The organism is Comamonas badia DSM 17552 (assembly GCF_000484635.1).
In the GTDB taxonomy this organism is placed as follows: domain Bacteria; phylum Pseudomonadota; class Gammaproteobacteria; order Burkholderiales; family Burkholderiaceae_C; genus Comamonas_C; species Comamonas_C badia.
Genome location: NZ_AXVM01000001.1, coordinates 490,245 through 512,613, shown reverse-complemented (window position 1 = coordinate 512,613; position 22,369 = coordinate 490,245). Strand labels below are relative to the sequence as shown.

Genomic DNA, 22,369 nt, shown 5'->3' with positions numbered 1-22,369 from the left:
TCAATCTTTTTCTCAGTCAAATCACAGGAGGCCATCTTGAAAATTCTCCAAACCCTGTTTTTCTGCAGTGCACTGGCGCTCTTCGGCTGCGGCGGGGGCGACGACACCGCAGTGGGCGGCAACCCACCCGCCAATACCGATATTTCCCAGCGCATTTACGTGCTGTCCGCCGATGCGGGCCAGGCCGGTGCCCTGGCCATTGGCCAGGAAATCGACGTCACCTTGACCGGCGTCGAGCCTGGGGTGGACTGGTACAGCGACCGGCCCGCGCGCGAGTCGGGCGAAACCGGCGTGGACCGCTTCATCGGCACCGACTGGAAGGAGGTCTACGCCAGCGTGGCACCCAATGCGCTGCTGCAGTACCACAACGCCAGCGGCGTGCATGGCGTGTTCGGCAGCGTGCAGGCGGCCAGCTACGACGCGCCCAGCCGCACGCTGCGCCTGGGCCTGCGCGTGGCGCAGGTTTCGCCACAGGCGGGTACGAGCCTGGGCAGCTTCAGCCTGCCGGTGCTCACCCTGCTGAACAACCTGCAGGCACCGGCCCAAGGCTCCACCTTCGCCATGGCTGGCGGCGATGTCGCCTTGCAGCCGGATGGCAAGGGAGGGCAGCGTCTTGTCCTGCGGAACGTTGATTCCAACGTGCTCTGGATGAACAACGCGCCCGCGCGCTCCGGTGACTTCGAGGCCCTGGGCCATTTCGTCAACCTCTGGGACGAGCGCTTTGGCGATGCACTGCCCAATGCCTCCGTGGCGGGCGACCCGGGCGATGGCGATTACGACATCTACCCCATGACGCTCTCTGATCCCGTCTACGACAGTGCCACGCACGGCCTGAGCTTTGCCGCGGTGCAGCTGGGTGGCGCGGATATCCCGGCCAAGGGCTCCTTGAGCAATGCCGTGCTGTTCATCGATGCCGGTGATCGCGCCTCGCCCTCCAGCGTGTTCGAGAAAGCCTGGCGCGGCGTGGCGTATTCCGCCGTTCCCGCGTCCTACACCAGCGCGCCCAAACAGTACCAACCCTTCTTCGATTCGGACACCACCGCCGACGCCTTCCAGGCCCAGTGGGGCAGCAAGGGCGGCTGCGGGCGCAACGACCTCGAAGCCATGGCCGCGCAGGGCGTGAACCTGGTGCGCCTGTACGACTACAACTACCAGCGCGGCTCCACCGACTGGGAAACGGCAGGCAAGGGCCACATCGCCTTCCTGGACAAGGCGCAGGAGCTGGGCATCAAGGTCATCATCCCGATCTCCAACTACAACTTCAAGGACAGGGACGGCAGCATCCAACCCTGGAGCAAGATCGGGAACACCGTCAAGCAAATCGTTGAAAGCGTGAAGAAGAACGGCGCCATCCACCCGGCGGTGCATTCCTTCAGCATCGGCAACGAGCTCGATCTGAACAAGGACGGTGAGACCTGGCAGACCCTGATTCCGAAGGCCGTGCAGGTGGCCAAGCTCATCCACCAGCTCGCGCCCGACCATTACATGTCCGTGCCCCTCAGCACCGCCGACCAGAACAAGTTCTACGCGATGCTGCGCGATCAGCTGCCGCCCGAGATTTACAACGGCCACTTCTACAACTCGGTGCAGACCTTCAAGCGCAAGGACGGCGGCGCGCTGGAGAACGACATCCTCAAGTCCTACGACAGCCAGAACCTGGGCGTGCCGCTGGTCATCACCGAACTGGGCTTCAACAACATCGAAGCCGGATCGGTCGACGCCAAGATGGATATCGTGCTGGGCCAGGCGAGCGCGGTGCGCGGCTACATGGATGCCAACCCGCAATCGCTGGTCAAGGGCTTCGCCATCTTCGAGTGGCAGAACGCCAACTCCAAGCGCAACGGCGGCCCCGACAACACCGAGAGCACCTTCGGCATCCAGTCCTACGGCGGCACGCTGTGCCAATCGAAGACCGGCGTTTTCGGCATGGGGCACACGGTGGCGGGCAAGTACGACTGGGCGCACTTTCACGACGACCTTACCTACGACGTCGACAAGCTCGTGCCGCTCACCAGCTCCGCGCACCCGGAAGGGCTGCTGCCAGCCCTGTCGGCGTACTTCAGGTAGCGCGGCCGTCCCTGCGCCGCCGAAGGGCGCAGGGATGGTTCAGGTTCGCACCCGCAGCGAGCTGCAGATGCCCGAGGCCACGGCAAACCCGGCGGCCACCAGCAGCCCCAGTGACTCCGCATGGCCGTCATGCCCGGGGTAGAGCGTGAACAGCGCCGCCAGGATCACCGCGCCCAGGGTCTGGCCGGTCAGGCGCGCGGTGCCCAGCATGCCGCTGGCGCCGCCGCTGCGCTGCAGCGGGGCGGAAGAAACGATGGTGTGGTTGTTGGGCGACTGAAACAGCGCAAACCCCGCGCCCGCCAGCGCCATGCGCCAGGCGATGTCGGCGTTGCCGGCCTGCACCGGCATCAGCGACAGCGCGAGCAGCCCGCAGGCGAACACCGCCATGCCCAGTCCGCCCAGCATGCCGTCGTGGTAGCGGCCGATCAAGCGCCCCGCGATCGGCGCGACGATGGCCGTGGCCAGCGGCCAGGCGGTAATCAGCAAACCGGCCTGCAAGTGGCTCTGGCCATGCGTCTGCAGCAATAAAAACGGGAGCGCGAGAAAGCTCAGCATCTGCGCGCAGAAGGCGCCGATCGACGAACCCATGGAGAGCGCGAACACCGGAATGCGCAGCAGATCGACCGGAACCAGTGGCACGGCGAGGTGCCACTGGCGCCGGATATGCACCACCCCCACGGCCACACCCGCGGCAAGCAGCCACCAGCCCGAGATCAGAGGCCCCTGCATTTCGCTGCCGCGCTGCGTCAGCTCCGAGCTGCCGAGGAACAGCAGGCCGAACATGGCGGCATTCAGCAGCACATCCAGCAGCGAAAACCGTGCTGCGGGCGTATCGCTTCGCGGGTTGCGCGGCAGCACGCGCCCGGCGCGTTCCCAGGCCAGCACGCCCAGCGGCAGGTTGAGCGCGAACAGCCAGGGCCAGCTGGCCACCGACAGAATCAGCGCCGACACCGTGGGCCCGGCCATGGCCGAGACGGCCACCACCAGCGAGTTCAGCGCCATGCCGCGCCCCAGGCGATCGGCGGGGTAGATGAGGCGCACCAGCGCGGAGTTCACCGCCATCACGCCCGAGGCGCCCAGGCCCTGCAGCGCGCGTGCGGCGATCAGCGTGCCCATGCTGGTGGCGAGCATCGCCGCGATCGAGGCCAGCGCGAACAGCAGCATGCCCGCGCGGTACACGCGCCGGTAGCCGATGCGCTCGCCGATGGCCGCCAGCGGCAGCAGCGAGACCAGCGTGGCGAGCTGGTAGGCGTTGACCACCCAGACGCTTTGCGCCGCGTTCATCCGCAGCTCGCGCGCGATGTCGGGCAGCGCCAGGTTGACGATGCTGGTGTCGAGCACCGCCAGCGTCAGCCCGAGCACGATCACGCGCATCGCGCGCGAGCGCTGCGGCTCCGGCAGCCCGTCCGGGGCGGGTGTGTTCACGCCGGACCTGCCTTGGCCAGCGCTTGCGGACGGTGGCGAAACGTGACCCAGGTCAGCAGCACACCGATCAGCGCGCCCGCCGCCATGCCGATCACCATGGGCAGCGGATTGCCGGTGGCAAACAGGCCGGCGACGGCCATGGCCACCGTGCCTATCAGCATCTGCAGCGTGCCCATCAGCGCCGAGGCGGTGCCGGCGATGGGGCCGTGATCGTCCAACGCCAGCACCGAGGTGGTGGGAATCACCAGCCCCATGCAGCCGCTGGCGATGAAGTACAGCACCAGCAAGACCCACATGCCGTCGCCGCCCAGCAGGTAATAGGCCAGCAGCAGCACCATGGTCATCCCCGCGCCGCTGGCGGCCCAGACGGTGACGGGCTCCAGCCCGAAGCGCCGTCCCAGCCGCGCGGTGAATTGCGCGGTGACGAAGAACGCCGCCGCGTTGATCGAGAACGCCAAGCTGTACTGCACCGGCGTGAGGCCGTAGTGGTTGATGAAAACGAAGGGCGAGCCGGCCAGGAAGACGAAGAAGCCCGCCATCGTGAAGCTGCCTATGCCCACCAGCCCGAGGTAGCGCGCATCGCGCAGCAGCACGCCGTAGGCCCGCGCGGCGCTGGCCAGGGTGCCGGCGTGGCGGTTCGCGGGCGCCAGGGTTTCCGGCAGCGCGCGGTGCACCATCAGCATGCCGGCCAGGCCCAGCAGGGCCACCATCCAGAACACGCCGCGCCAGCCGGCGAGGGCGATCACGCCGCTGCCGATGAGCGGCGCCAGCAGCGGCGAGACGCTGAACACCAGCATCAACAGCGACATCAGCCGCGCCGCTTCGTTGCCGGTGTGCAGGTCGCGCACGACCGCGCGCGGGATGACCGTGCCCGCCGCCGCGCCCAGCCCCTGCAGAAAGCGCAGCAGCACCAGCAGGCGGATGTTGCTGGTGAGCGCGCAGGCGACGCTGGTCAGCACGAACAGCGCGAGCCCGAAATACAACGGTGGTTTGCGTCCGAGCATGTCCGATACCGGACCGTAGACCACCTGTCCCACGCCCAGCGCCAGGAAGAAGGCGGTCAGGCTCCATTGCACCGGGCCCACCGCGGCGTGCAGGCTCGCGCCGATGTCCGGCAGCGCCGGCAGGTACATGTCGATGGCAAACGGGCCTATGGCCGACAGCAGGCCCAGAATCAGCGCCATGCGCAGGAAGGGGGAGGAAGGCATTGGCGCGATTGTCCGCAGCCTGCCTGTCTTGCGCTGTCGCCACTGCGGAAGGCAGGGTGGCATCCTCGGGTTTACCCTGATTTTTTCCGGCTTTTCCCGCTGTCGGAATAGGGACGTACCGCACCATCCCCCGGTGGATGGGCCATGGCGATGTACTTGTTTACGGCTTGTGCCCTTGCGCTGGGCTGTGTGCCGCGTGGCACGGCGCCGCCGGTGCGTCTGGTGCGGCCTGCGCCGTGAAAGGGGAAGCCGGGCAATCCGTAGTACAAACGGCGGCTTGATGTCGGCGTCCGAATCTGTCCTTACCGGCCTGCCTCCCCTGGCGAGCCGCCATACGCGCGTGCTGATTCTCGGGAGTTTTCCCGGCGTGGCGTCGCTGCGCGCGCAGCAGTACTACGGCCACCCGCAGAACCAGTTCTGGCGGCTGTTGGCGGCGCTCTGGCCCGCGCATGCCATGCCCGCGAGCCAAGACTACGCGGCGCGATGCGATTGGGTGCTGGCGCGCGGGCTGGGCCTCTGGGATGTGTACGCCGTCTGTGAACGCGAGGGAAGCCTCGATACCAGCATACGCAACGCGCGGCTCAACGATTTTGCCGCGCTGCATGCGCGCCTGCCGCTGCTGGCCGGGGTTGCGCACAATGGGGGCGAGAGTTTTGCGCGTGCCAGGCAGGTGCGCTCCAGCATGGGGCTGGCGGCGGATGCGCCCGTCGCGTCGCTGCGCCTGCCTTCGACCAGCCCGGCCAATGCCTCATGGAGCTTCGCGCGCAAGTGCGAAGCCTGGGGCGAGGCCTTTCGACGATGGGAACTGCTCTGATGTCTCCAGCCAAACGTCCGCTACAGCTGCCCGAGGTGAACATCTCCGACGATGGCGAGCTGCGCTATCTGCACCTGGCCACGCCCTGGGTGCAGGGCGCGATGCGCGTGGATGCGCCCTATGACATCGCGCTCGAATACGTGCAGCGCATGATGGCCTGGCTGCTGTTCGTCGAGCCTGACAGCGTCGCCGGGCGCCGCGCGATGCAGCTCGGCCTGGGCGCGGGCGCCATCACCAAATTCTGCTGGAAGAAGCTGCGCATGCGCAGCACGGCGGTGGAGCTCAACCCGCGGGTGATCCACGTGTGCCGCGGCTGGTTCAAGCTGCCGCCCGACGGGCCGCGCCTGGCGGTGGTGCAGGGCGATGCCGGCGCCGAGATCCGCCAGCCCGGGCACCTGGGAACGATGGACGCGCTGGCGGTGGACATGTACGACGACGAGGCCGCCGCGCCGGTGTTCGACAGCGCCGATTTCTACCGCGATTGCCGCGCCTTGCTGACGGACGATGGCTGCATGACGGTCAATCTGTTTGGCCGGCGCGTGGAATTTGACCGCAGCCTGGCGCACATCGTTGAAGCCTTTGGCGCCGATGCGGTCTGGGCCTTCCGGCCCACGCGCGAGGGCAACACGGTCGTGCTGGCGCAGCGCCAGCCCCTGCGTCCGCCGCGCGCGCTGCTGCTGGCGCGGGCCGAGACTATCGAGGAGCGCTGGGGCTTGCCTGCGCGCAAGTGGCTGCGCACCTTCAAACCCGTGGCCTGATCCTTTTGCGGCACCATAGCACCATGAACACCACTCCAGACAGCAGCGGCACCGACACCCAGCGCCGCGCCCCCCCGCACGGTCCGCTGCATTGGCGCCAGATCGTCGATTGGCTGCGCGAGGATGGCGTGATCTCGCAGGCGGTGGCCGAGCGCACGGTGGAGCGCTGCTCGCGCGCCGAGAGCAGCCAGCACCCGCTGGTGCGGCTGGCCAGCGTCTCGATGGAGCGCGCGAGCGACGGCAAGCTGCTGGACCTGGACCTGCTGACCGAGACCATCGCGCCGCGCTGCGGGCTGCCGTTTCTGCGCATCGATCCGCTCAAGGTGGATGCCGGGCGTGTGGCGGACGCCATGAGCGCCAGCTACGCCGAGCGCCACAAGGTGCTGCCGGTGCTGGTGTCGGGCGATGAAGTCGTCGTCGCCACGGCCGAGCCTTTCATTGCCGATTGGGTGGGCGAAATCGAGCGCCAGACCAAGCGCCGCGTGCGCCGCGTGCTCTCCAATCCTGTAGCCATTGCGCGCTATACGGCAGAGTTCTACGCACTCGCCAAATCGGTGCGCGCGGCGCTCAAGAGCGGCGGCAATGCCGGGACGAGCAGCTTCGAGCAGCTCGTCGAGCTGGGCAAGACCAACAAGCAGCTCGATGCCAACGACCAGGGCGTGGTGCGCGTGGTGGACTGGCTCTGGCAGTACGCCTTCGACCAGCGCGCGAGCGACATCCACATGGAGCCGCGGCGCGAGCAGGGCGTGATCCGCTTTCGCATCGACGGCGTGCTGCACCCGGTCTACCAGATACCGATAGGCGTGCTCAACGCCATGGTGGCGCGCATCAAGCTGCTGGGGCGCATGGACGTGGTCGAAAAGCGCCGCCCGCAGGACGGCCGCATCAAGACGCGCAACCCGTCCGGCGACGAGGTGGAAATGCGCCTCTCCACCCTGCCCACGGCCTTCGGCGAGAAGATGGTGATGCGCATCTTCGACCCGGACAACACCGTCAAGGACCTGGATGCGCTGGGCTTCACGCCGCACGATGCCGAGCGCTGGCAGCAGCTCGTGAGCCGCCCGCATGGCGTGATCCTGGTCACCGGCCCGACGGGCTCGGGCAAGACGACGACGCTGTATTCGACGCTCAAGCGCGTGGCGACGGAAGAGGTCAACGTCAGCACCGTCGAAGACCCGATCGAGATGATCGAGCCCAGCTTCAACCAGACGCAGGTGCAGCCGCAAATCGACTTCACCTTCGCCGAGGGCCTGCGCGCGCTGATGCGCCAGGACCCGGACATCATCATGGTGGGCGAAATCCGCGATCTGGAAACCGCCGAGATGGCGATCCAGGCGGCGCTCACCGGCCACCTGGTGTTCTCTACGCTGCACACCAACGACGCGCCCAGCGCCATCACGCGGCTGATGGAGCTGGGCGTGCCGTACTACCTCATCAACGCCACCCTGCTGGGCGTGCTGGCGCAGCGTCTGGTGCGCACGCTGTGCACGCACTGCCGCCGGCGCGACCGCGAAGCGGACCCGGCGGTGATCGGCGAACTCATCAAGCCGTGGAAGCTCTCCGGCGGCTACCGCGCCTTCCAGCCCGTGGGCTGCGTGCAATGCCGCATGACCGGGTTCCGCGGCCGCATGGGCCTGTATGAGCTGCTCACGGTGACCGAAGGCCTGCGCCAGCAGATATCGCAAAGCCCCTCGATCGACGCGCTGCGCCGCCAGGCGGTGAGCGACGGCATGCGCCAGTTGCGGCTGGCAGGCGCCCTGCGCGCGGCGGAAGGCGTGACGACGGTGGAAGAGGTGGTGGCCACCACGCCGCCGCTGGAATGAATTCTGCTTGTCCTTGGTGCCTGTGTGCCGCGCCCTGAGTGCAACACCACGCCAGGCACCAGAAGGAGACATCGGTGAAGATCAAGAACGAGAAGGATTTTTTCGCGGGCCTGCTGTTCCTGGCGCTGGGCGCGGCCTTTTCCTGGGGCGCGACGATGTACCCGCTGGGTACGGCCGCGGCCATGGGCCCGGGGTATTTCCCGCTGCTGGTCGGCATTCTGATGGCGGTGCTGGGAGCGCTCATCATGTTCAAGGCGCTGGTGATAGAGACCGAGGGCGGAGGGCGCTTCGGTGCCTGGGCGTGGAAGCCGGTCATCTTCGTGCTGGGCGGCAATCTGGTGTTCGGCCTGCTGCTGGCGGGTTTTCCTGCGCTGCATGTGCCCGCCCTGGGCATGGTGGTGGCGATCTACGGGCTGACGGTGGTGTCGAGCATGGCGGGCGATGCGTTCAGCCTGAAGCAATCGCTGCTGCTGGCCACCGTGCTGGCGCTGGGCTGCTACCTCGTGTTTGTGCTGGCGCTGGGCATGCCGCTGCCGATGTGGCCCGGTTTCCTCTCTGCCTGACCCGGCACGCAGACGCACGATGGATGTATTCAACCACCTTGCCACCGGGTTTGCGATTGCGCTGACCTGGCAGAACCTGGCCTATTGCTTCGCCGGCTGCTTTCTCGGCACGCTGATCGGCGTGCTGCCCGGCATCGGGCCGCTGGCGACCATCGCCATGCTGCTGCCCATCACCTACGCGCTGCCGCCGGTGGCGGCGCTCATCATGCTGGCGGGCATCTACTACGGCGCGCAATATGGCGGCTCGACCACGGCCATCCTCGTGAACCTGCCGGGCGAGGTGTCGTCGGTGGTGACGACGATCGATGGCTACCAGATGGCGCGGCGTGGGCGCGCCGGGCCGGCGCTGGCGTCGGCGGCGATCGGCTCCTTCGTCGCCGGCTGCGCGGGCACGGTGATGCTGGCCGCGTTCGCGCCGCCGCTGGCCGAGGTGGCGTTCAAATTCGGCCCGGCCGAATACTTTTCGCTGCTGGTGCTGGGCATGATCGGCGCGGTGGTGCTGGCCTCGGGCTCGCTGCTCAAGGCGATCGGCATGGTGGTGGTCGGCCTGATGCTGGGCCTCATCGGCACCGACGTGAATTCGGGCACGGTGCGCTTTGCCTTCGGCGTTCCGGAGCTTTTCGATGGCATCGACTTCGTGCCGATCGCGATGGGCATCTTCGGCTATGGCGAGATCATCGCCAACCTCTCGCGCCCGCCCGAGCACCGCGAAGTCTTCGCCGCCAGGGTCAGCGGCCTCATGCCCACCCGGGAGGACTTTCGCCGCATGATGCCGGCCGTGCTGCGCGGCACCACGCTGGGCTGCGTGCTGGGCGTGCTGCCGGGCGGCGGCGCGGTGCTGTCCTCGTTCGCCGCCTATTCGATCGAAAAGAAAACGCGGCTGCGCGAAGGCGAACTGCCCTTTGGCCAGGGCAACATCCGCGGCGTGGCGGCGCCCGAATCGGCCAACAACGCGGGAGCGCAGGCGTCGTTCATTCCCATGCTGACGCTGGGCATCCCGCCCAACCCGGTGATGGCGCTGATGATCGGTGCGATGACCATCCACAACGTCCAGCCCGGGCCGCAGGTGATGAGCAGCAACCCCGAACTGTTCTGGGGGCTGGTGGCCTCGATGTGGATAGGCAACCTGATGCTGGTCATCCTGAACCTGCCGCTGGTGGGCATCTGGATCAAGCTGCTCACCGTGCCCTACCGCTGGCTGTTTCCCTCCATCGTGCTGTTCTGCGCGCTCGGTGCCTACACCAACAGCAACAACGTCTTCGACATCTGGATGCTGGCGGTGTTCGGCCTGATCGGCTACCTGTTCTACAAGCTGGAGCTGGAGGCGCCGCCGCTGCTGCTGGGCCTGATCCTCGGGCCGATGATGGAAGAGCACCTGCGCCGCGCGCTCCTGATCTCGCGCGGCGATTGGAGCGTGCTGGTGACGCGGCCGATCTCCGCCAGCCTGCTGGCGGCCGCCGCGATCATGGTGCTGGCGGTGCTGGTGCCGGCCATCGGCAAGAAGCGCGAACAGGCGTTTGTCGAGGACTGAGCGCCGGCAATGGACCGCCGAGGCCTGAGGATGTCCTTCATGGCTCCTTGTCATCCGTGATAGCGCAGCCTCGGGCGGTTCGCGTTGTTGCTTTTCTTGCCTGTAGCCACCGCGGCGCGCTGCAAAAAGCGCCTCGCGCCCCATCCCGATCTGCACTATCACAGAATGACAAGAGTTATGCAGAACATCCCTGACAATCGCGTCCTTGCGAGAATGCCCATGCCGCCATCACTGCCCAGCCCGCACCCCCAGCGCACGGCGCTGCACAACGAGATCCACGCCCGCCCGCCGGAGGCGCTGACGCCACCGCTGGCGATCTCGCACGTCGTGATGTGGGCCGATGCCGCCCGGCGTGAGGCGAGCCGCGAGCACCTTGCGGCATTGCTGCGCGACAACCACCTGGCGCCGCCGGATGCGCGCATGACGCATCTGCGCGCTGACCTCGGGACGTTTCACGTGCGCTGGGAGCTGCACACCGAGTTCATCAGCTGGACGTTTTCCGCGCCGCTGCAGGCGCAAGGCTTTGGCCGCCAGGAGCCGGCGGGCGCGCTGGCGGCCGTGCCGCGGGAGTGGCTCGCGGCCCTGCCGGGGCAGTGCCTGTGCCAGCTCAACCTCTGGGTGCTGCAGATGGGGACGCTGCCGGACAGCGCGCTGCTGGCGCATGTGCTGCGCGAGGAAACGCTGGTGGCGTCTTCGATCGCCGATGGGCATGCGCAGGTCTTCACCGATTTTGCGCTGCAGGCGGACGGCAGCTCGCGCATGGTGCTGCTGGCGGGCGCGATGTCGCCGCGGCGCGTGGGGCGGGCGGTGCAGCGGCTGCTGGAGATCGAAACCTACCGCATGACGGCGCTCATGGGTCTGCCCGTGGCGCGCGAGGCGGGCGAGGCGCTGGCGCAGGCGGAGCGCGAGCTGGCGGCGCTGGCGGAGGCCATCCGCGTGGCCGAGCGCGATGCCGAGGCGCAGTTGCTGGATCGCCTCACGCGCCTGGCGGGGCAGGTGGAGAGCCTCTATGCCGCCACGCACGCGCGGTTTTCCGCCAGCAGCGCCTACTTCGAACTGGTGGACCGGCGCATCCGTGATATCGGCGAGGCGCGGCTGCGCAATCTGCAGACCATTGGCGAATTCATGGATCGGCGCCTGAGCCCCGCACGCAGCACCTGCGAGTGGGCGGTGCGGCGCCAGAACGCGCTGTCGGAGCGCGTCTCGCGCGTGAGCAACCTGCTGCGTACCCGGGTGGAAATCGCCCAGGAGCAGGGCACGCAGCAGCTCCTGGCCAGCATGAACCAGCGCCAGGACATGCAGCTGCGCCTGCAGTCCACGGTCGAGGGGCTGTCGGTGGCGGCCATCACCTATTACGTCGTCGGCCTGGTGAGCTACCTGGCCAAGGGCGCGCAGAAGCTCGGCTGGCCGTGGTCGCCGGAATCGACGGCGGCGGTGGCCATTCCCGTCGTGGCGCTGGGCGTCTGGTGGTCGCTGCGGCGCATGCACCATCGGCTTTTCAGGAATATGCATTGAAAACGCCTCCAGCGAAGGCTGTAACAGCGCCTGCAGCACCCAAAAATGTAGCAAATGGGTTGCTGCTTGCGGCGGTTGGTGCCGTGGCGTTCAGCGGCAAGGCGGTGATCGTCAAGCTCGCCTACCGCTATGGCGTGGATGCGGTGACGCTGCTGATGTACCGCATGCTGTTCGCGCTGCCCATCTTCCTCCTGATGGCCTGGTGGGCAGGCCGCGGGCAGCCGCGCCTTGCACGCCGCGACTGGCGCGGCATCGTGGCGCTGGGGGTGTGCGGCTACTACCTCGCCAGTTTTCTGGATTTCGCCGGCCTGGCCTATATCACGGCGGGGCTGGAACGCCTGATCCTGTATCTCAACCCGACGCTGGTGATGCTGCTGGGCTGGCTGCTCTACCGCCAGCGCGTGCAGCGCGGCCAGATCGCGGCCATGCTGCTGAGCTACTGCGGCGTGGCGCTGGTCTTCGGCGTGGAAGCCTGGGGGCAGGGCGCGGGCGGCGGCCACACCGCCTGGGGCGTGCTGCTGGTGTTTGGCAGCGCGGCCAGCTACGCGCTGTACCTGGTCTACAGCGGCGAGATGGTGCGCCGCGTGGGCGCGCTGCGCCTGGTGGGGCTGGCCACCAGCGTGGCCTGCGTCTGCTGCGTGCTGCAGTTCCTGCTGATCCGCCCGCTCGACGCGGCGCTGGTGGCGCCCGAGGTGATCTGGCTCTCGGTGCTCAACGCCACCGTCTGCACCGCGGTACCGGTGCTGCTGGTGATGCTGGCGATCGAGCGCATCGGCGCGGCGCTGACCGCGCAGACCGGCATGATCGGTCCGCTTTCGACCATCGCGCTCGCCGCCTGGCTGCTGGGCGAGGCGATCACCGTCTGGATGGTGGCGGGCACGGTGCTGGTGCTGGCGGGCATCTATCTGTTCACGCGCGCGGGGCGTCGCGGTGCATGAAGGATGACGCCGCTGCGCGGCATGACGCGCCTTGCGGTGCATGACCGGGGCGCGGTCATTTCGCCATGCCGGCGACAGCTGACGGTCATTGCGTCATGGACAACCCGAAGAGAGTCCAAGGGAAAACCCCGGTTCGCCGCTGCCGGATCAGCGGTTTCCCCGTGACAAAATCGCGCACCGGCTCGCCAGGCCCCTGCGTCTGGCGGGCAATTTTTCAAACGCGTGTTCAGGCGTGACGCCGGCCGACGCCCACAAGGCGGCGCAAGCGGTGCCACGGCACGGTCTGCAAGTGCCTTCTTGCCCAGCCTTCGGGCGAGCAATCGCGCCTCAGGCTGCGGCGGGCCGCCGACGCGCCTACAGGGAAGGACGGCATCTATGGATATCCTGCTGCAGCAGATCATCAACGGTCTGGTCCTGGGCAGCATGTACGCCCTGATCGCGCTGGGCTACACCATGGTCTACGGCATCATCCAGCTCATCAACTTCGCGCATGGCGAGGTGCTGATGGTCGGCGCGCTCACCAGCTGGTCCATCGTCGGCTGGATGCAGCAGAGCATGCCCGGCCTGCCGGGCTGGGCGATGCTGCTGCTCTCGATGGTGATGGCCTGCGCCGTCGCGGCGGTACTCAATTTCTGCATCGAAAAAGTCGCCTACAAGCGACTGCGCAACAGTCCGCGCCTGGCGCCGCTGATCACCGCCATCGGCATGTCGCTGTTCCTGCAGACGGTGGCGATGGTGATCTGGAAGCCCACCTACAAGCCCTATCCCACGCTGCTGCCCATCGATCCGTACGAGATCGGCGGCGCGGTCATCACGCCCACGCAGATCCTGATCCTGGCGATCACCGTGATGTCGCTGGCCGCGATGGTCTATCTGGTGGGCCACACCAAGCTGGGCCGGGCGATGCGCGCCACGGCCGAGAGCCCCAACGTGGCGGCGCTGATGGGCGTCAAACCCGATTTCGTGATTTCCGCCACCTTCGTGATCGGCGCCATCCTGGCGGCCATCGCCGGCGTGATGTGGGCCGCCAACTACGGCACGGCGTTTCACACCATGGGTTTCCTGCCCGGCCTGAAGGCCTTCACGGCGGCGGTGTTCGGCGGCATCGGCAACCTGGCGGGGGCGGTCGTCGGCGGCGTGCTGCTGGGGTTGATCGAGGCCATAGGCTCGGGCTACATCGGCGACCTGACGGGCGGCATCCTGGGCAGCCAGTACACCGACATCTTCGCCTTCCTCGTGCTCATCATCATCCTCACGCTGCGCCCCTCGGGCCTGCTGGGCGAGCGCGTCGCGGACCGCGCCTGACGGGAGCCACGCATGAACAAGACCCTGACCAAGTACATCGCCTGGGCGGTGGGCCTCATCCTGCTGCCGCTCATCCTGCAGCAGTTCGGCAACGCCTGGGTGCGCATCGCCGATCTGACCATCCTCTACATCATGCTGGCGCTGGGTCTGAACATCGTGGTCGGCTACGCCGGCCTGCTGGACCTGGGCTATGTGGCCTTCTATGCCGTGGGGGCCTTTGCCTATGCCTTGCTCGCGTCGCCGCACCTGACCGACAACTTCCCGGCGATCGCGGCGATGTTTCCGCACGGCCTGCACATCTCGGTCTGGTGGGCCATGCCGCTGGCGCTGCTGCTGGCGGCCGTCACCGGGGTGATCCTGGGCATTCCGGTGCTCAAGCTGCGCGGCGACTACCTGGCCATCGTGACGCTGGGCTTCGGCGAAATCATCCGCATCTTCATGAACAACCTGGACCAGCCGCTGAACATCACCAACGGCCCCAAGGGCATCGCCAGCGTCGATCCGATCCACATGTTCGGCTTCAACTTCGCCAAGCCGCATGAAATTTTCGGCATCACCTTCCAGTCGGTCACGATGTACTACTACCTGTTCATCGTACTGATGCTGCTCACCATCCTGGTCTGCTACCGGCTGCAGGATTCGCGCATAGGCCGCGGCTGGATGGCGATCCGCGAGGACGAGGTCGCGGCCAAGGCCATGGGCATCAACACGCGCAACATGAAACTGCTGGCGTTCGGCATGGGGGCTTCGTTCGGCGGCGTCTGCGGCGTGATGTTCGGCGCCTTCCAGGGCTTTGTCTCGCCCGAGTCGTTCAGCCTGATGGAGTCCATCATGATCGTCTCCATGGTGGTGCTGGGCGGCCTGGGCCATATCCCGGGCGTGATCGTGGGCGCCATCCTGCTGGCGGCGCTGCCCGAGGTGCTGCGCTATGTGGCCGGTCCCTTGCAGGAACTGACCGGCGGGCGGCTCGATGCCGCCATCCTGCGCCAGCTGCTCATCGCCTCGGCCATGATCGTGGTCATGCTGCTGCGCCCGCGCGGCCTGTGGCCGTCGCCCGAGCACGGCAAATCGCTGGCGCATAAATCCTGAAGGGCGGGCACATGACGGAAACCTCCAGCGATGTCGTGCTGCGCGTGAGCGGCATCTCCAAGCGTTTCGGCGGCCTGCAGGCGCTCTCGGGCGTGGGCATCACCATCCGCAAGGGCCAGATCTACGGCCTGATCGGCCCCAACGGCGCGGGCAAGACCACCTTCTTCAACGTGCTGACCGGCCTGTACACCCCCGATACCGGCAGCTTCGAGCTGGGCGGCAGGCCCTACGCGCCGCATGCGGTGCACCTGGTGGCCAAGGCCGGGATCGCGCGCACCTTCCAGAACATCCGCCTGTTCGCCGAGATGACGGCGCTGGAGAACGTCATGGTGGGCCGCCATGTGCGCACGCACTCGGGTCTGTTCGGCGCGGTGTTTCGCAGCGGCGGCTTTCGCCGCGAAGAGGCGCAGATCGCGGCGCGCGCGCGCGAACTGCTCGACTACGTGGGTCTGGCCGACTATGCCGACTTCAAGGCGCGCACGCTCTCCTACGGCGACCAGCGGCGCCTGGAGATTGCCCGCGCGCTGGCCACCGACCCATTGCTGGTCGCGCTCGATGAGCCCGCCGCGGGCATGAATGCGACGGAAAAAGTCGCCTTGCGCGAGCTGATCGACCGTATCCGCACGGATGGCAGCACGATTCTGCTGATCGAGCACGACGTGAAGCTCGTCATGGGCCTGTGCAACCGCGTCACGGTGCTCGATTACGGCAAGCAGATCGCCGAAGGCACGCCGGCCGAGGTGCAGAAGGATCCCAAGGTGATCGAAGCCTATCTGGGCACGGGAGGGCATTGAAATGGCAGAGAACAACAAGCCCGTGCTGCTCAGCGTCAGGGGCCTGAAGGTGGCCTACGGCGGCATTCAGGCGGTCAAGGGCATCACCCTGCAGGTGCATGAGGGCGAGCTGGTCTCGCTGATCGGCTCCAACGGCGCGGGCAAGACCACGACGATGAAGGCCATCACCGGCATGCTGGGCGCGGGCGATGGCGACATCGAGTACCTGGGCCGCTCCATCAAGGGCCGCGGCCCCTGGGACCTGGTCAAGGAAGGCCTGGTGATGGTGCCCGAGGGCCGCGGCGTGTTCGCGCGCATGAGCATCACCGAAAACCTGCTGATGGGCGCCTACACGCGCAACGACGCGGCGGGCATCGCCGAGGACGTGGAGAAGGTCTTCGGCATTTTCCCGCGCCTGCGCGAGCGCAAGAGCCAGCTGGCCGGCACCATGAGCGGCGGCGAGCAGCAGATGCTGGCCATGGGCCGGGCGCTGATGGCGCGGCCCAAGGTGCTGCTGCTCGATGAACCCTCGATGGGTCTATCGCCCATCCTGGTGGACACCATCTTCGAGGTGGTCAGAAACGTCTATGCGCTGGGCGTGACCATCGTGCTGGTCGAGCAGAACGCCAGCCGCGCGCTGGCGATCGCCGACCGCGGCTACGTGATGGAATCGGGCCTGCTCACCATGGAAGGCAGCGGCAGGCAGCTTCTGGAGGACCCGCGCGTTCGCGCCGCCTACCTGGGCGAGGAAGCGGCCTGAGGGCGTTCAGCTGACGATCCGGCGCAGCCGATCGGGCAGCGGCATGGATTTCTGCTGGGGGAAATCCAGCCAGACCATGGTGGCGCCGCCGGTGGCGCACAGCACGTCGGGCGCGTTCGTGTGTGCCATCGTCACCCAGGTGTCGAACGAGGAACGCCCCGGGTGGCTCACATAGGTGCGCACCAGGATTTCGGCGGGGTATTCGAACTGGCGGATGAAATTGCAGAAGGCGTTCACGATGACCATGCCCTCCCCGCCGGGGTGGGGCGCCACGCCGAGCGAGACGATCCATTCGATGCGCGCCGTCTCCATGTAACGGAAATACACCGTGTTGTTCATGTGGCCCATCGCGTCCATGTCGCCCCAGCGCATGGGGACGGTCATGGTGTGAACCAGCTTCTTTTCTTCGGGGATGTCGATTTTCATGGCCTGATTCTGCCGTGTAATCCGTCTCTCATCCCTGCCGAGCTCGCATGAACTGGCTGACGACCCTCCCCATTCCGCTGCAGACCATTTTGCTGCTCGTCGCCAGCAACGTCTTCATGACGTTTGCCTGGTACGCGCATCTGAAGAACCTGAGTGCCTCGCCCTGGTGGGCGGCGGCGCTGGTGAGCTGGGGCATCGCGCTGTTCGAATACCTGCTGCAGGTGCCGGCCAACCGCATCGGCCATGCCGAATTCAGCGTGGCGCAGCTCAAGATCATGCAGGAGGTGATCACCCTCTCGGTGTTCGTGCCGTTCGCCGTGTTCTACCTGAACGAGCCGCTGAAGTGGGACTACCTCTGGGCCGGCCTGTGCCTGATGGGCGCGGTGTACTTCATGTTCCGCGGGGCGTGACGGGACGCTTTTGCGACGACAGCAGCGCCAGCGCCACGCCGCCGGTGATGCCCAGGGTGGCGATCACCAGGCGCGGCGTGATGGCCTCGTCCATGAAGACCACGCCGCCGGCCGCCGCGATGGCGGGCACGGTGAGCTGCACCAGCGCTGCGCGCGAGCGCGTGAGATGCGGCAGTGCGCGGTACCAGATGATGTAGCCCAGCCCCGAGGTGATGGCGCCCGACGCCAGGCCCAGCGCCACCCCTTGCCAACTGGGGCGCAGGCGCGCCAGGCCGATGGCGATCAGCACCAGCCCGGCCGGCGCGCTGCGGCCGAAGTTGCCGGCCGAATCGGCCAGCGGCGCCGTGGAGCCGCGCCCGACCAGAGAGTACGCTCCCCAGGCCACGCCGGCCACCGCCATCAGCACCGCGCCCGGCAGCGGTGGCGCCACCAGGCCGGGCGACACCAGATAAACCAGTGCGGCAAAGGCGATGGCCATGCCGAGCCATTCCAGCCAGGAAGGCCGGTCGCCCTTGAAGACGGCCCAGGCCAGCATGCCGATCTGCACGAAGGCGAACAGGATCAGCGCCCCCGGCCCGGTGGGCACCATGACGTAGGCGATGGAAAACGTGATGGCATACAGCGACAGCGAGAACGCGCCTTGCCAGCTGCCGCCCAGGATGCGGCCCCCGGCATGCGGACTGGCCTGGCGGGCGTGCCACCAGGCGGTGCACACCAGTACCGCGGCGCCGGAGGCCAGCCGGATGCCGGTGTAGGCGAGCGGATCGATGGACGCGTCCGACAGCGCCAGGCGCGCCAGCACCGAGTTGGCGGCGAACGCCAGCATGGCGATGGCGGTGAGAAAGGCGATCTGCATGCGGTGGCGCCCCCGGCAGGAATCGAACCTGCATCTAGCGCTTAGGAGGCGCTCGTTCTATCCATTGAACTACGGCGGCGGGAGGCGGCTGATTGTATCGGCACGGTGGGCCCTGGCGAAGGTTGGTTTACCTGTATTGATAGCTGCAGACGGCGCTTTGACTAGCGTTGGAGCCAATTTTTTCGCTCAATCGTAGCGGATGGTGTAGATCAGATCGATGGCACTCTGCGTGCCGGTTTGCCCGCGCAGCGTCAGGCGTTTGGAGAGGTCGAGAAAGATGGACAGCGCCCCCACCGTGCCCGCCAGGCTGTGTTCATAGGTCACGTACAGGTCGCGCGAGATGCGTTTGCCCAGGGTCAGCGCCGCGCCGCTGGCGGCGTTGTCCGCGTCACCGCTGCTGGGGCCGCGAAAGCCGATTTCATCCAGGCCCAGGCGCTGCGCGATGTTGGCGCTGGGATCGCGCCCGCCGCTGAGCAGGGCCAGCGCCGCCTGCTGCATCAGCGCCGCATCGGCACCGCCGGCGGCGGCGCTGCGCCCCAGCACCAGCCAGGAGAGTTTTTCCGCATCCGGCATGTCGGGGTCCGAATACAGCCGCACGCGCGGCGCCTTCGCTGTACCGCTCACCTGCACGCCCACGCGCTCGCTGATCTGCGGGCGCAGCGCCAGGATGTCGAGCTGCGGGTTGTCCATGGCGCCGGAAAAGCGCACCAGCCCGGTCTCCACGTCCAGCATCTGGTTCCAGGCGCGGTAGCGGCCCTGGTCGGTGCGGATTTCGCCGAGCACGCGCGGCGCGGGTCCCTGGGCGCCGTTGCTGGTGATCGCGAGCTCGCCCTTGAGGCGCGTGGTCAGGCCGTGCCCCTGCACGGCAAAATCGTCGCCCAGGTCGAAGGTGATGTTGATGGCGGGCGCCTTGGCGGGCTGTGCCTGTGGCGGCGGCGCGGGTGCTGCGCCCTCCCCGGTCTTGCCGCCGGCGGAATGCACGACGACATCGTCGCCCAGCGTGGGGGTGCTGTCGTCCGGCAGCAGGAGGCTGGCGCGGTCGGCCCGCAGCTTGCCGGTGAGCTGGAATTGGTCATCGGCCAGCTGCGCCTTCAGTGTGCCCGAGAGGCTCAGCTGCCGGTCCGCGCGCACCAGCACCTGCAGTGCCTCGGCCGTGGCGTCCACCTCCATGTGGACGGCGTTGCTCTGCCAGGTGATGGCACCGGTGGCGCTGAGGCTGCCGCCATTGCCGGGCGCTCTGGTGAGGTTGCCGCTGGGCCCAGGGATGCGCGCACCGCTGCCGTGCCCGCCTGCCAGGCGCAGTTCGGTGATGGCCAGACGGTCGCCCGCGAGCCGGGCACGCAGGCGGCCGTCCCTCAGATCCACGCCGTCGAGCACCGAGCGCAGGGCGAGGTTGTCGGCGCTGATCTCGCCGTTGAGCCGGGGCGCATTCAATGCCCCGGAAAGCTGCACTTGCGCGCCCAGGCTGCCGTTGACGCGCCAGCCCGGCGGCGCGAGCAGCGACCATACGCCGATGTCCGGCAGCGCCGCCTGCAGCGTACCCGTGAGCGCGGCGTCGCCGGCCAGCCGCCAGCCGCCCTCCGGGCCGTGCTGCAGCGGCACCTGAGCCTGCGCCGTGATCTGGCCGGCGCGCTCGCTCTTCCATGAGAGGCGAGAGGACAGCTGCCCGCCCTGCGCCTGCAGCGTCAGCGCCGCCTGCTGCAGGCCGGCGGCGGTGTCCTGCCCGTCGATCGCCAGGCGCAGGTCGCCGCTGCTGCGGGCCAGCGCCACCTGCGCCTGCAGCGTTTGCCCCAGGGCGACATCCCAGGTGCCGCCCAGCACCACATCGCCCGCCAGCCCCAGGCGCTGGAGCAGCGGCGGCTGGGCGCTGTCGGCGGCATTCGCCCAGCCGAGCGGCACGTCCTTGAGGCTGCCCTGGGTCTGCAGTTGCAGCGTGCCGTCCGGAGGCAGGGCAAGGCTCAGGTGCTGCAGGATCAGCTGCGCGCTGCCGGGCTGGGGGCCGGTCATGGCCGCGCTCGATGCCTGCGCTTGCAGGTGCAGGCCTTTGGCCGTGCCAAGCTGCACGACCAGTGGTGCCTGCAGCGCGATGCGCCACGGGCCGGGGCGCTGTCCGATGCGCGCCGAAAGCGTCATCTCGCTGACCCGGGTCTGCCAGCGCTGCGGGCCGGCGGGGCCGAGCGTGCTGCGCAGGTGCGCCGTGGCGCTGATGCGACCGTCCCCGGTGCCGTGGCTGGCGCTGCCATCGAGTGCCAGCGTGGCTTGCGCCGGCGTGGCATCCAGCTGCACCTGAAGGCCGTTCAGCGTCAGTGCCTCGCCAGCGGGCGGCGTGTACGAGAACTGTGGCAGGCGCAGGCTGGCCTGCAGCGCGGTCGCTGCCGGGGGGCGCGTGCCGCTGGCCTGCGCCTGTTCCAGCAGCGTCTGCCAGCCGCCTTGCCAGCGGGCCTGCAATGCGCCCTTGCCGGTGATCTGCGCCTGGGCGATGGCGTGTGGCAGCGGCACTGGCAAGGGCAGGGCGGCAAGCCAGTGCTGCAGCGCCTGTGCGTCCTGCAGTGTGGCGTTGAACTGCCCACGGCCGCTGCGCGGTGCCACGTCGCCATCGGCCTGCAGGCTGGCGCCGGGAATGCGCAGAGTGAGCTTTCCGCTGCCCGAGCGCTGGCGGACATCGATCGCCAGCGTCCGCCCGTCGATCTGCGCCTGCAGCGCGCTGGCGGCGAGGTGGCGCAGTTGCAGCCGGCCGTCCTGCCACTGCCCGTCCATGTCCAGGCTGTCCAGGTGCAGCGCCGTGCGGGATCGGGCGGGTGCGGCGCGCAGCTGGGCCTGCAACCGCAGCGCGCCGTCCAGCCGTCCCGTGATCTGGGCCGAGCCCTGCACCGGCGCGGCGTCCAGCAGCGAATGCAGCCTGGCGGGGCTGATCGCCCGCAGGGCCAGCCGTGCGGCGATGGACTGGGTGGCGCTGTCGAAGCGGGCATCGCGCAGGCGCAGCACGCCGCTGCCGATGTGGATGCTGGCGTCAGGCACCTGCAGCAGGGTGCCTGCGTAGCGGGCGGTCGCCTGCAGGGCGGAGACGGGCAGATGGTGCGTATCCCACAGGCCTGGATTTTCATTGGTCAAATCGGCCTTCAGCGCCCATCCATCCTGCGTTGGCGGCTCCTCAGGCTGTAGCGATGCCGTGCCTGAGAGCCGTGTGGCCGGCGCCCGGGGCCAGAGCGCGGCAAGGTCAAGCGCCTGCAGGCTCGCCTGAGCCTGCACCACGGGCTGGGCGGCCCAGGGGCGTATGCGGGCCTGGGCCTGAAGCCGCAGCGCGTTGCCCGCTGCTCCCAGCACCTGGGCGCTGACGGCGAGCTGCGCCGCATCGCCTGCCAGCGTGCCGTCGGCCTGCGCCTGCACGGCGGCCGTCAGCGGCGCTTCGCTGCCGGGCACCGGCGTTTGCACCGCGCCCTGCAGCGCCGCCCGCAGGGCCATGGGCGCGGCACCCTCCAAAGTGGCATCCAGGGTGTAGCGGCCCTGCGCCAGCGCGATGCTGTCCAGGCGCAGGCGGTGCGCCGCGCCATCCCAGTCGTAATGCCCGCGCAGATCGCTGATGGCCATCGGCGCCTGCGCGCCGGCCGCCCAGGTAAGCGCTTCCACTGCAAAGGGCGTGCGGATGCGCAGCGGCAGCCGCAGCTCGGTCAGGGGCTGCGCGGGTGAGGCATCGGGCTCGCCCAGCGGACGCAGCGCGACGCGCCCGGCGTGCAGCTCGGTGATCAGCAACTGCCGCTCCAGCAGCGCTGCCGGCTGCCATGCGATGCGCGCGTCCTGCACCTGTACGTCGATGTCCGGGCCGGCAAAGTGCAGCGTGCCTATCCGCCCGCCGCCGCGCAGCGTGCCGCTGACATCCTGCGCCGTCAGCCGCATGCCATCGGGCAGGTGGCGGCTGGCCAGCCGCAGTGCCGTGGCCAGCGACCCCTCGCTGCCCGCCCAGCCCCAGGCCCCGCCCAGCACGGTGGCCAGCAGCAGCACCGCCGCCAGCAGCACGCGCGCCAGCGTGCGCCATGGGCGCCGCGCGGGGGCGGGGGCGGACGGCGTGGGGGAGGGTGCGGCGGCAGCCATGGTGGTTTCCCGGCAGCGT

Annotated in this window: 18 protein-coding genes and 1 tRNA gene; 13 read left to right on the top strand and 6 right to left on the bottom strand. The window is 68.4% G+C overall.

The genetic code is table 11. The features are described 5' to 3' along the window. Nucleotides 1-36: 36 nt before the first annotated feature. Nucleotides 37-2,067 (top strand): cellulase family glycosylhydrolase, encoded by a 2,031-nt coding sequence (locus K320_RS0102550; protein ID WP_024537315.1) that lies wholly within the window; start codon nt 37-39, stop codon nt 2,065-2,067. Nucleotides 2,068-2,106: 39 nt separating this feature from the next. Here K320_RS0102550 and K320_RS0102545 read toward each other — a convergent pair whose 3' ends face one another. Next, nucleotides 2,107-3,441, bottom strand: coding sequence for an MFS transporter (locus tag K320_RS0102545; protein WP_084301160.1), 1,335 nt, complete (start codon nt 3,439-3,441; stop codon nt 2,107-2,109). 47 nt (nt 3,442-3,488) lie between these two features. Continuing rightward, entirely contained in the window at nt 3,489-4,700 is a 1,212-nt protein-coding gene (locus K320_RS0102540; protein ID WP_024537313.1) for a multidrug effflux MFS transporter, read from the bottom strand. Nucleotides 4,701-4,980: 280 nt separating this feature from the next. On the opposite strand from K320_RS0102540, the gene K320_RS0102535 reads away from it, so the two are divergent. The 11 genes from K320_RS0102535 to K320_RS0102485 all read left to right on the top strand — a co-directional run bounded on the left by K320_RS0102535 (nt 4,981) and on the right by K320_RS0102485 (nt 16,569). Next, nucleotides 4,981-5,514 carry a DNA-deoxyinosine glycosylase gene (locus tag K320_RS0102535; protein ID WP_029695737.1) on the top strand — a complete coding sequence of 178 codons (534 nt, stop codon included), beginning with the start codon at nt 4,981-4,983 and terminating at the stop codon, nt 5,512-5,514. Continuing rightward, nucleotides 5,514-6,272, top strand: coding sequence for a class I SAM-dependent methyltransferase (locus K320_RS0102530; protein WP_024537311.1), 759 nt, complete (start codon nt 5,514-5,516; stop codon nt 6,270-6,272). Before K320_RS0102535 ends, K320_RS0102530 begins: the two co-directional genes overlap by 1 nt. Before the next feature lie 23 nt (nt 6,273-6,295). Continuing rightward, nucleotides 6,296-8,095 carry a GspE/PulE family protein gene (locus K320_RS0102525; protein ID WP_024537310.1) on the top strand — a complete coding sequence of 600 codons (1,800 nt, stop codon included), beginning with the start codon at nt 6,296-6,298 and terminating at the stop codon, nt 8,093-8,095. Between the two features lie 74 nt (nt 8,096-8,169). Next, nucleotides 8,170-8,658, top strand: coding sequence for a tripartite tricarboxylate transporter TctB family protein (locus tag K320_RS0102520; RefSeq protein ID WP_024537309.1), 489 nt, complete (start codon nt 8,170-8,172; stop codon nt 8,656-8,658). Nucleotides 8,659-8,677: 19 nt separating this feature from the next. Continuing rightward, nucleotides 8,678-10,189: a tripartite tricarboxylate transporter permease gene (locus K320_RS0102515; protein ID WP_024537308.1), complete on the top strand. Its 1,512-nt coding sequence runs from the start codon at nt 8,678-8,680 to the stop codon at nt 10,187-10,189. A 219-nt stretch (nt 10,190-10,408) separates the two neighbouring features. Then, on the top strand, nt 10,409-11,704 hold the full coding sequence (locus K320_RS0102510) for a DUF3422 family protein (RefSeq protein ID WP_034342470.1): 1,296 nt from the start codon (nt 10,409-10,411) through the stop codon (nt 11,702-11,704). Further along, nucleotides 11,701-12,642 carry a DMT family transporter gene (locus K320_RS0102505; protein WP_029695736.1) on the top strand — a complete coding sequence of 314 codons (942 nt, stop codon included), beginning with the start codon at nt 11,701-11,703 and terminating at the stop codon, nt 12,640-12,642. Before K320_RS0102510 ends, K320_RS0102505 begins: the two co-directional genes overlap by 4 nt. A 375-nt stretch (nt 12,643-13,017) precedes the next feature. Continuing rightward, the gene (locus K320_RS0102500) at nt 13,018-13,947 is read left to right on the top strand and encodes a branched-chain amino acid ABC transporter permease (RefSeq protein ID WP_024537305.1); all 930 of its coding nucleotides are present in this window, start codon (nt 13,018-13,020) and stop codon (nt 13,945-13,947) included. A 12-nt stretch (nt 13,948-13,959) separates the two neighbouring features. After that, nucleotides 13,960-15,036, top strand: a complete 1,077-nt coding sequence (locus K320_RS0102495) for an ABC transporter permease subunit (RefSeq protein ID WP_024537304.1) — start codon at nt 13,960-13,962, stop codon at nt 15,034-15,036. A gap of 11 nt (nt 15,037-15,047) precedes the next feature. Then, entirely contained in the window at nt 15,048-15,830 is a 783-nt protein-coding gene (locus tag K320_RS0102490; RefSeq protein ID WP_024537303.1) for an ABC transporter ATP-binding protein, read from the top strand. 1 nt (nt 15,831) lies between these two features. Further along, on the top strand, nt 15,832-16,569 hold the full coding sequence (locus K320_RS0102485; protein ID WP_024537302.1) for an ABC transporter ATP-binding protein: 738 nt from the start codon (nt 15,832-15,834) through the stop codon (nt 16,567-16,569). 6 nt (nt 16,570-16,575) lie between these two features. On the opposite strand, the gene K320_RS0102480 is transcribed toward K320_RS0102485, so the two are convergent. Continuing rightward, nucleotides 16,576-16,995: an acyl-CoA thioesterase gene (locus K320_RS0102480; protein ID WP_024537301.1), complete on the bottom strand. Its 420-nt coding sequence runs from the start codon at nt 16,993-16,995 to the stop codon at nt 16,576-16,578. Nucleotides 16,996-17,042: 47 nt separating this feature from the next. On the opposite strand from K320_RS0102480, the gene K320_RS0102475 reads away from it, so the two are divergent. Then, on the top strand, nt 17,043-17,405 hold the full coding sequence (locus K320_RS0102475) for a DMT family protein (RefSeq protein ID WP_024537300.1): 363 nt from the start codon (nt 17,043-17,045) through the stop codon (nt 17,403-17,405). On the opposite strand, the gene K320_RS0102470 is transcribed toward K320_RS0102475, so the two are convergent. The 3 genes from K320_RS0102470 to K320_RS0102460 form a co-directional block, all read right to left on the bottom strand. Then, nucleotides 17,386-18,261 (bottom strand): DMT family transporter, encoded by an 876-nt coding sequence (locus K320_RS0102470; protein WP_024537299.1) that lies wholly within the window; start codon nt 18,259-18,261, stop codon nt 17,386-17,388. The two genes, K320_RS0102475 and K320_RS0102470, sit on opposite strands and share 20 nt — an antisense overlap. A 4-nt stretch (nt 18,262-18,265) precedes the next feature. Beyond that, a tRNA-Arg gene (locus K320_RS0102465) sits at nt 18,266-18,340 on the bottom strand. A 107-nt stretch (nt 18,341-18,447) separates the two neighbouring features. Beyond that, a complete protein-coding gene (locus K320_RS0102460) occupies nt 18,448-22,350 on the bottom strand; it encodes a translocation/assembly module TamB domain-containing protein (RefSeq protein WP_024537298.1) in 3,903 nt (1,300 codons plus the stop codon). Nucleotides 22,351-22,369 lie beyond the last annotated feature (19 nt).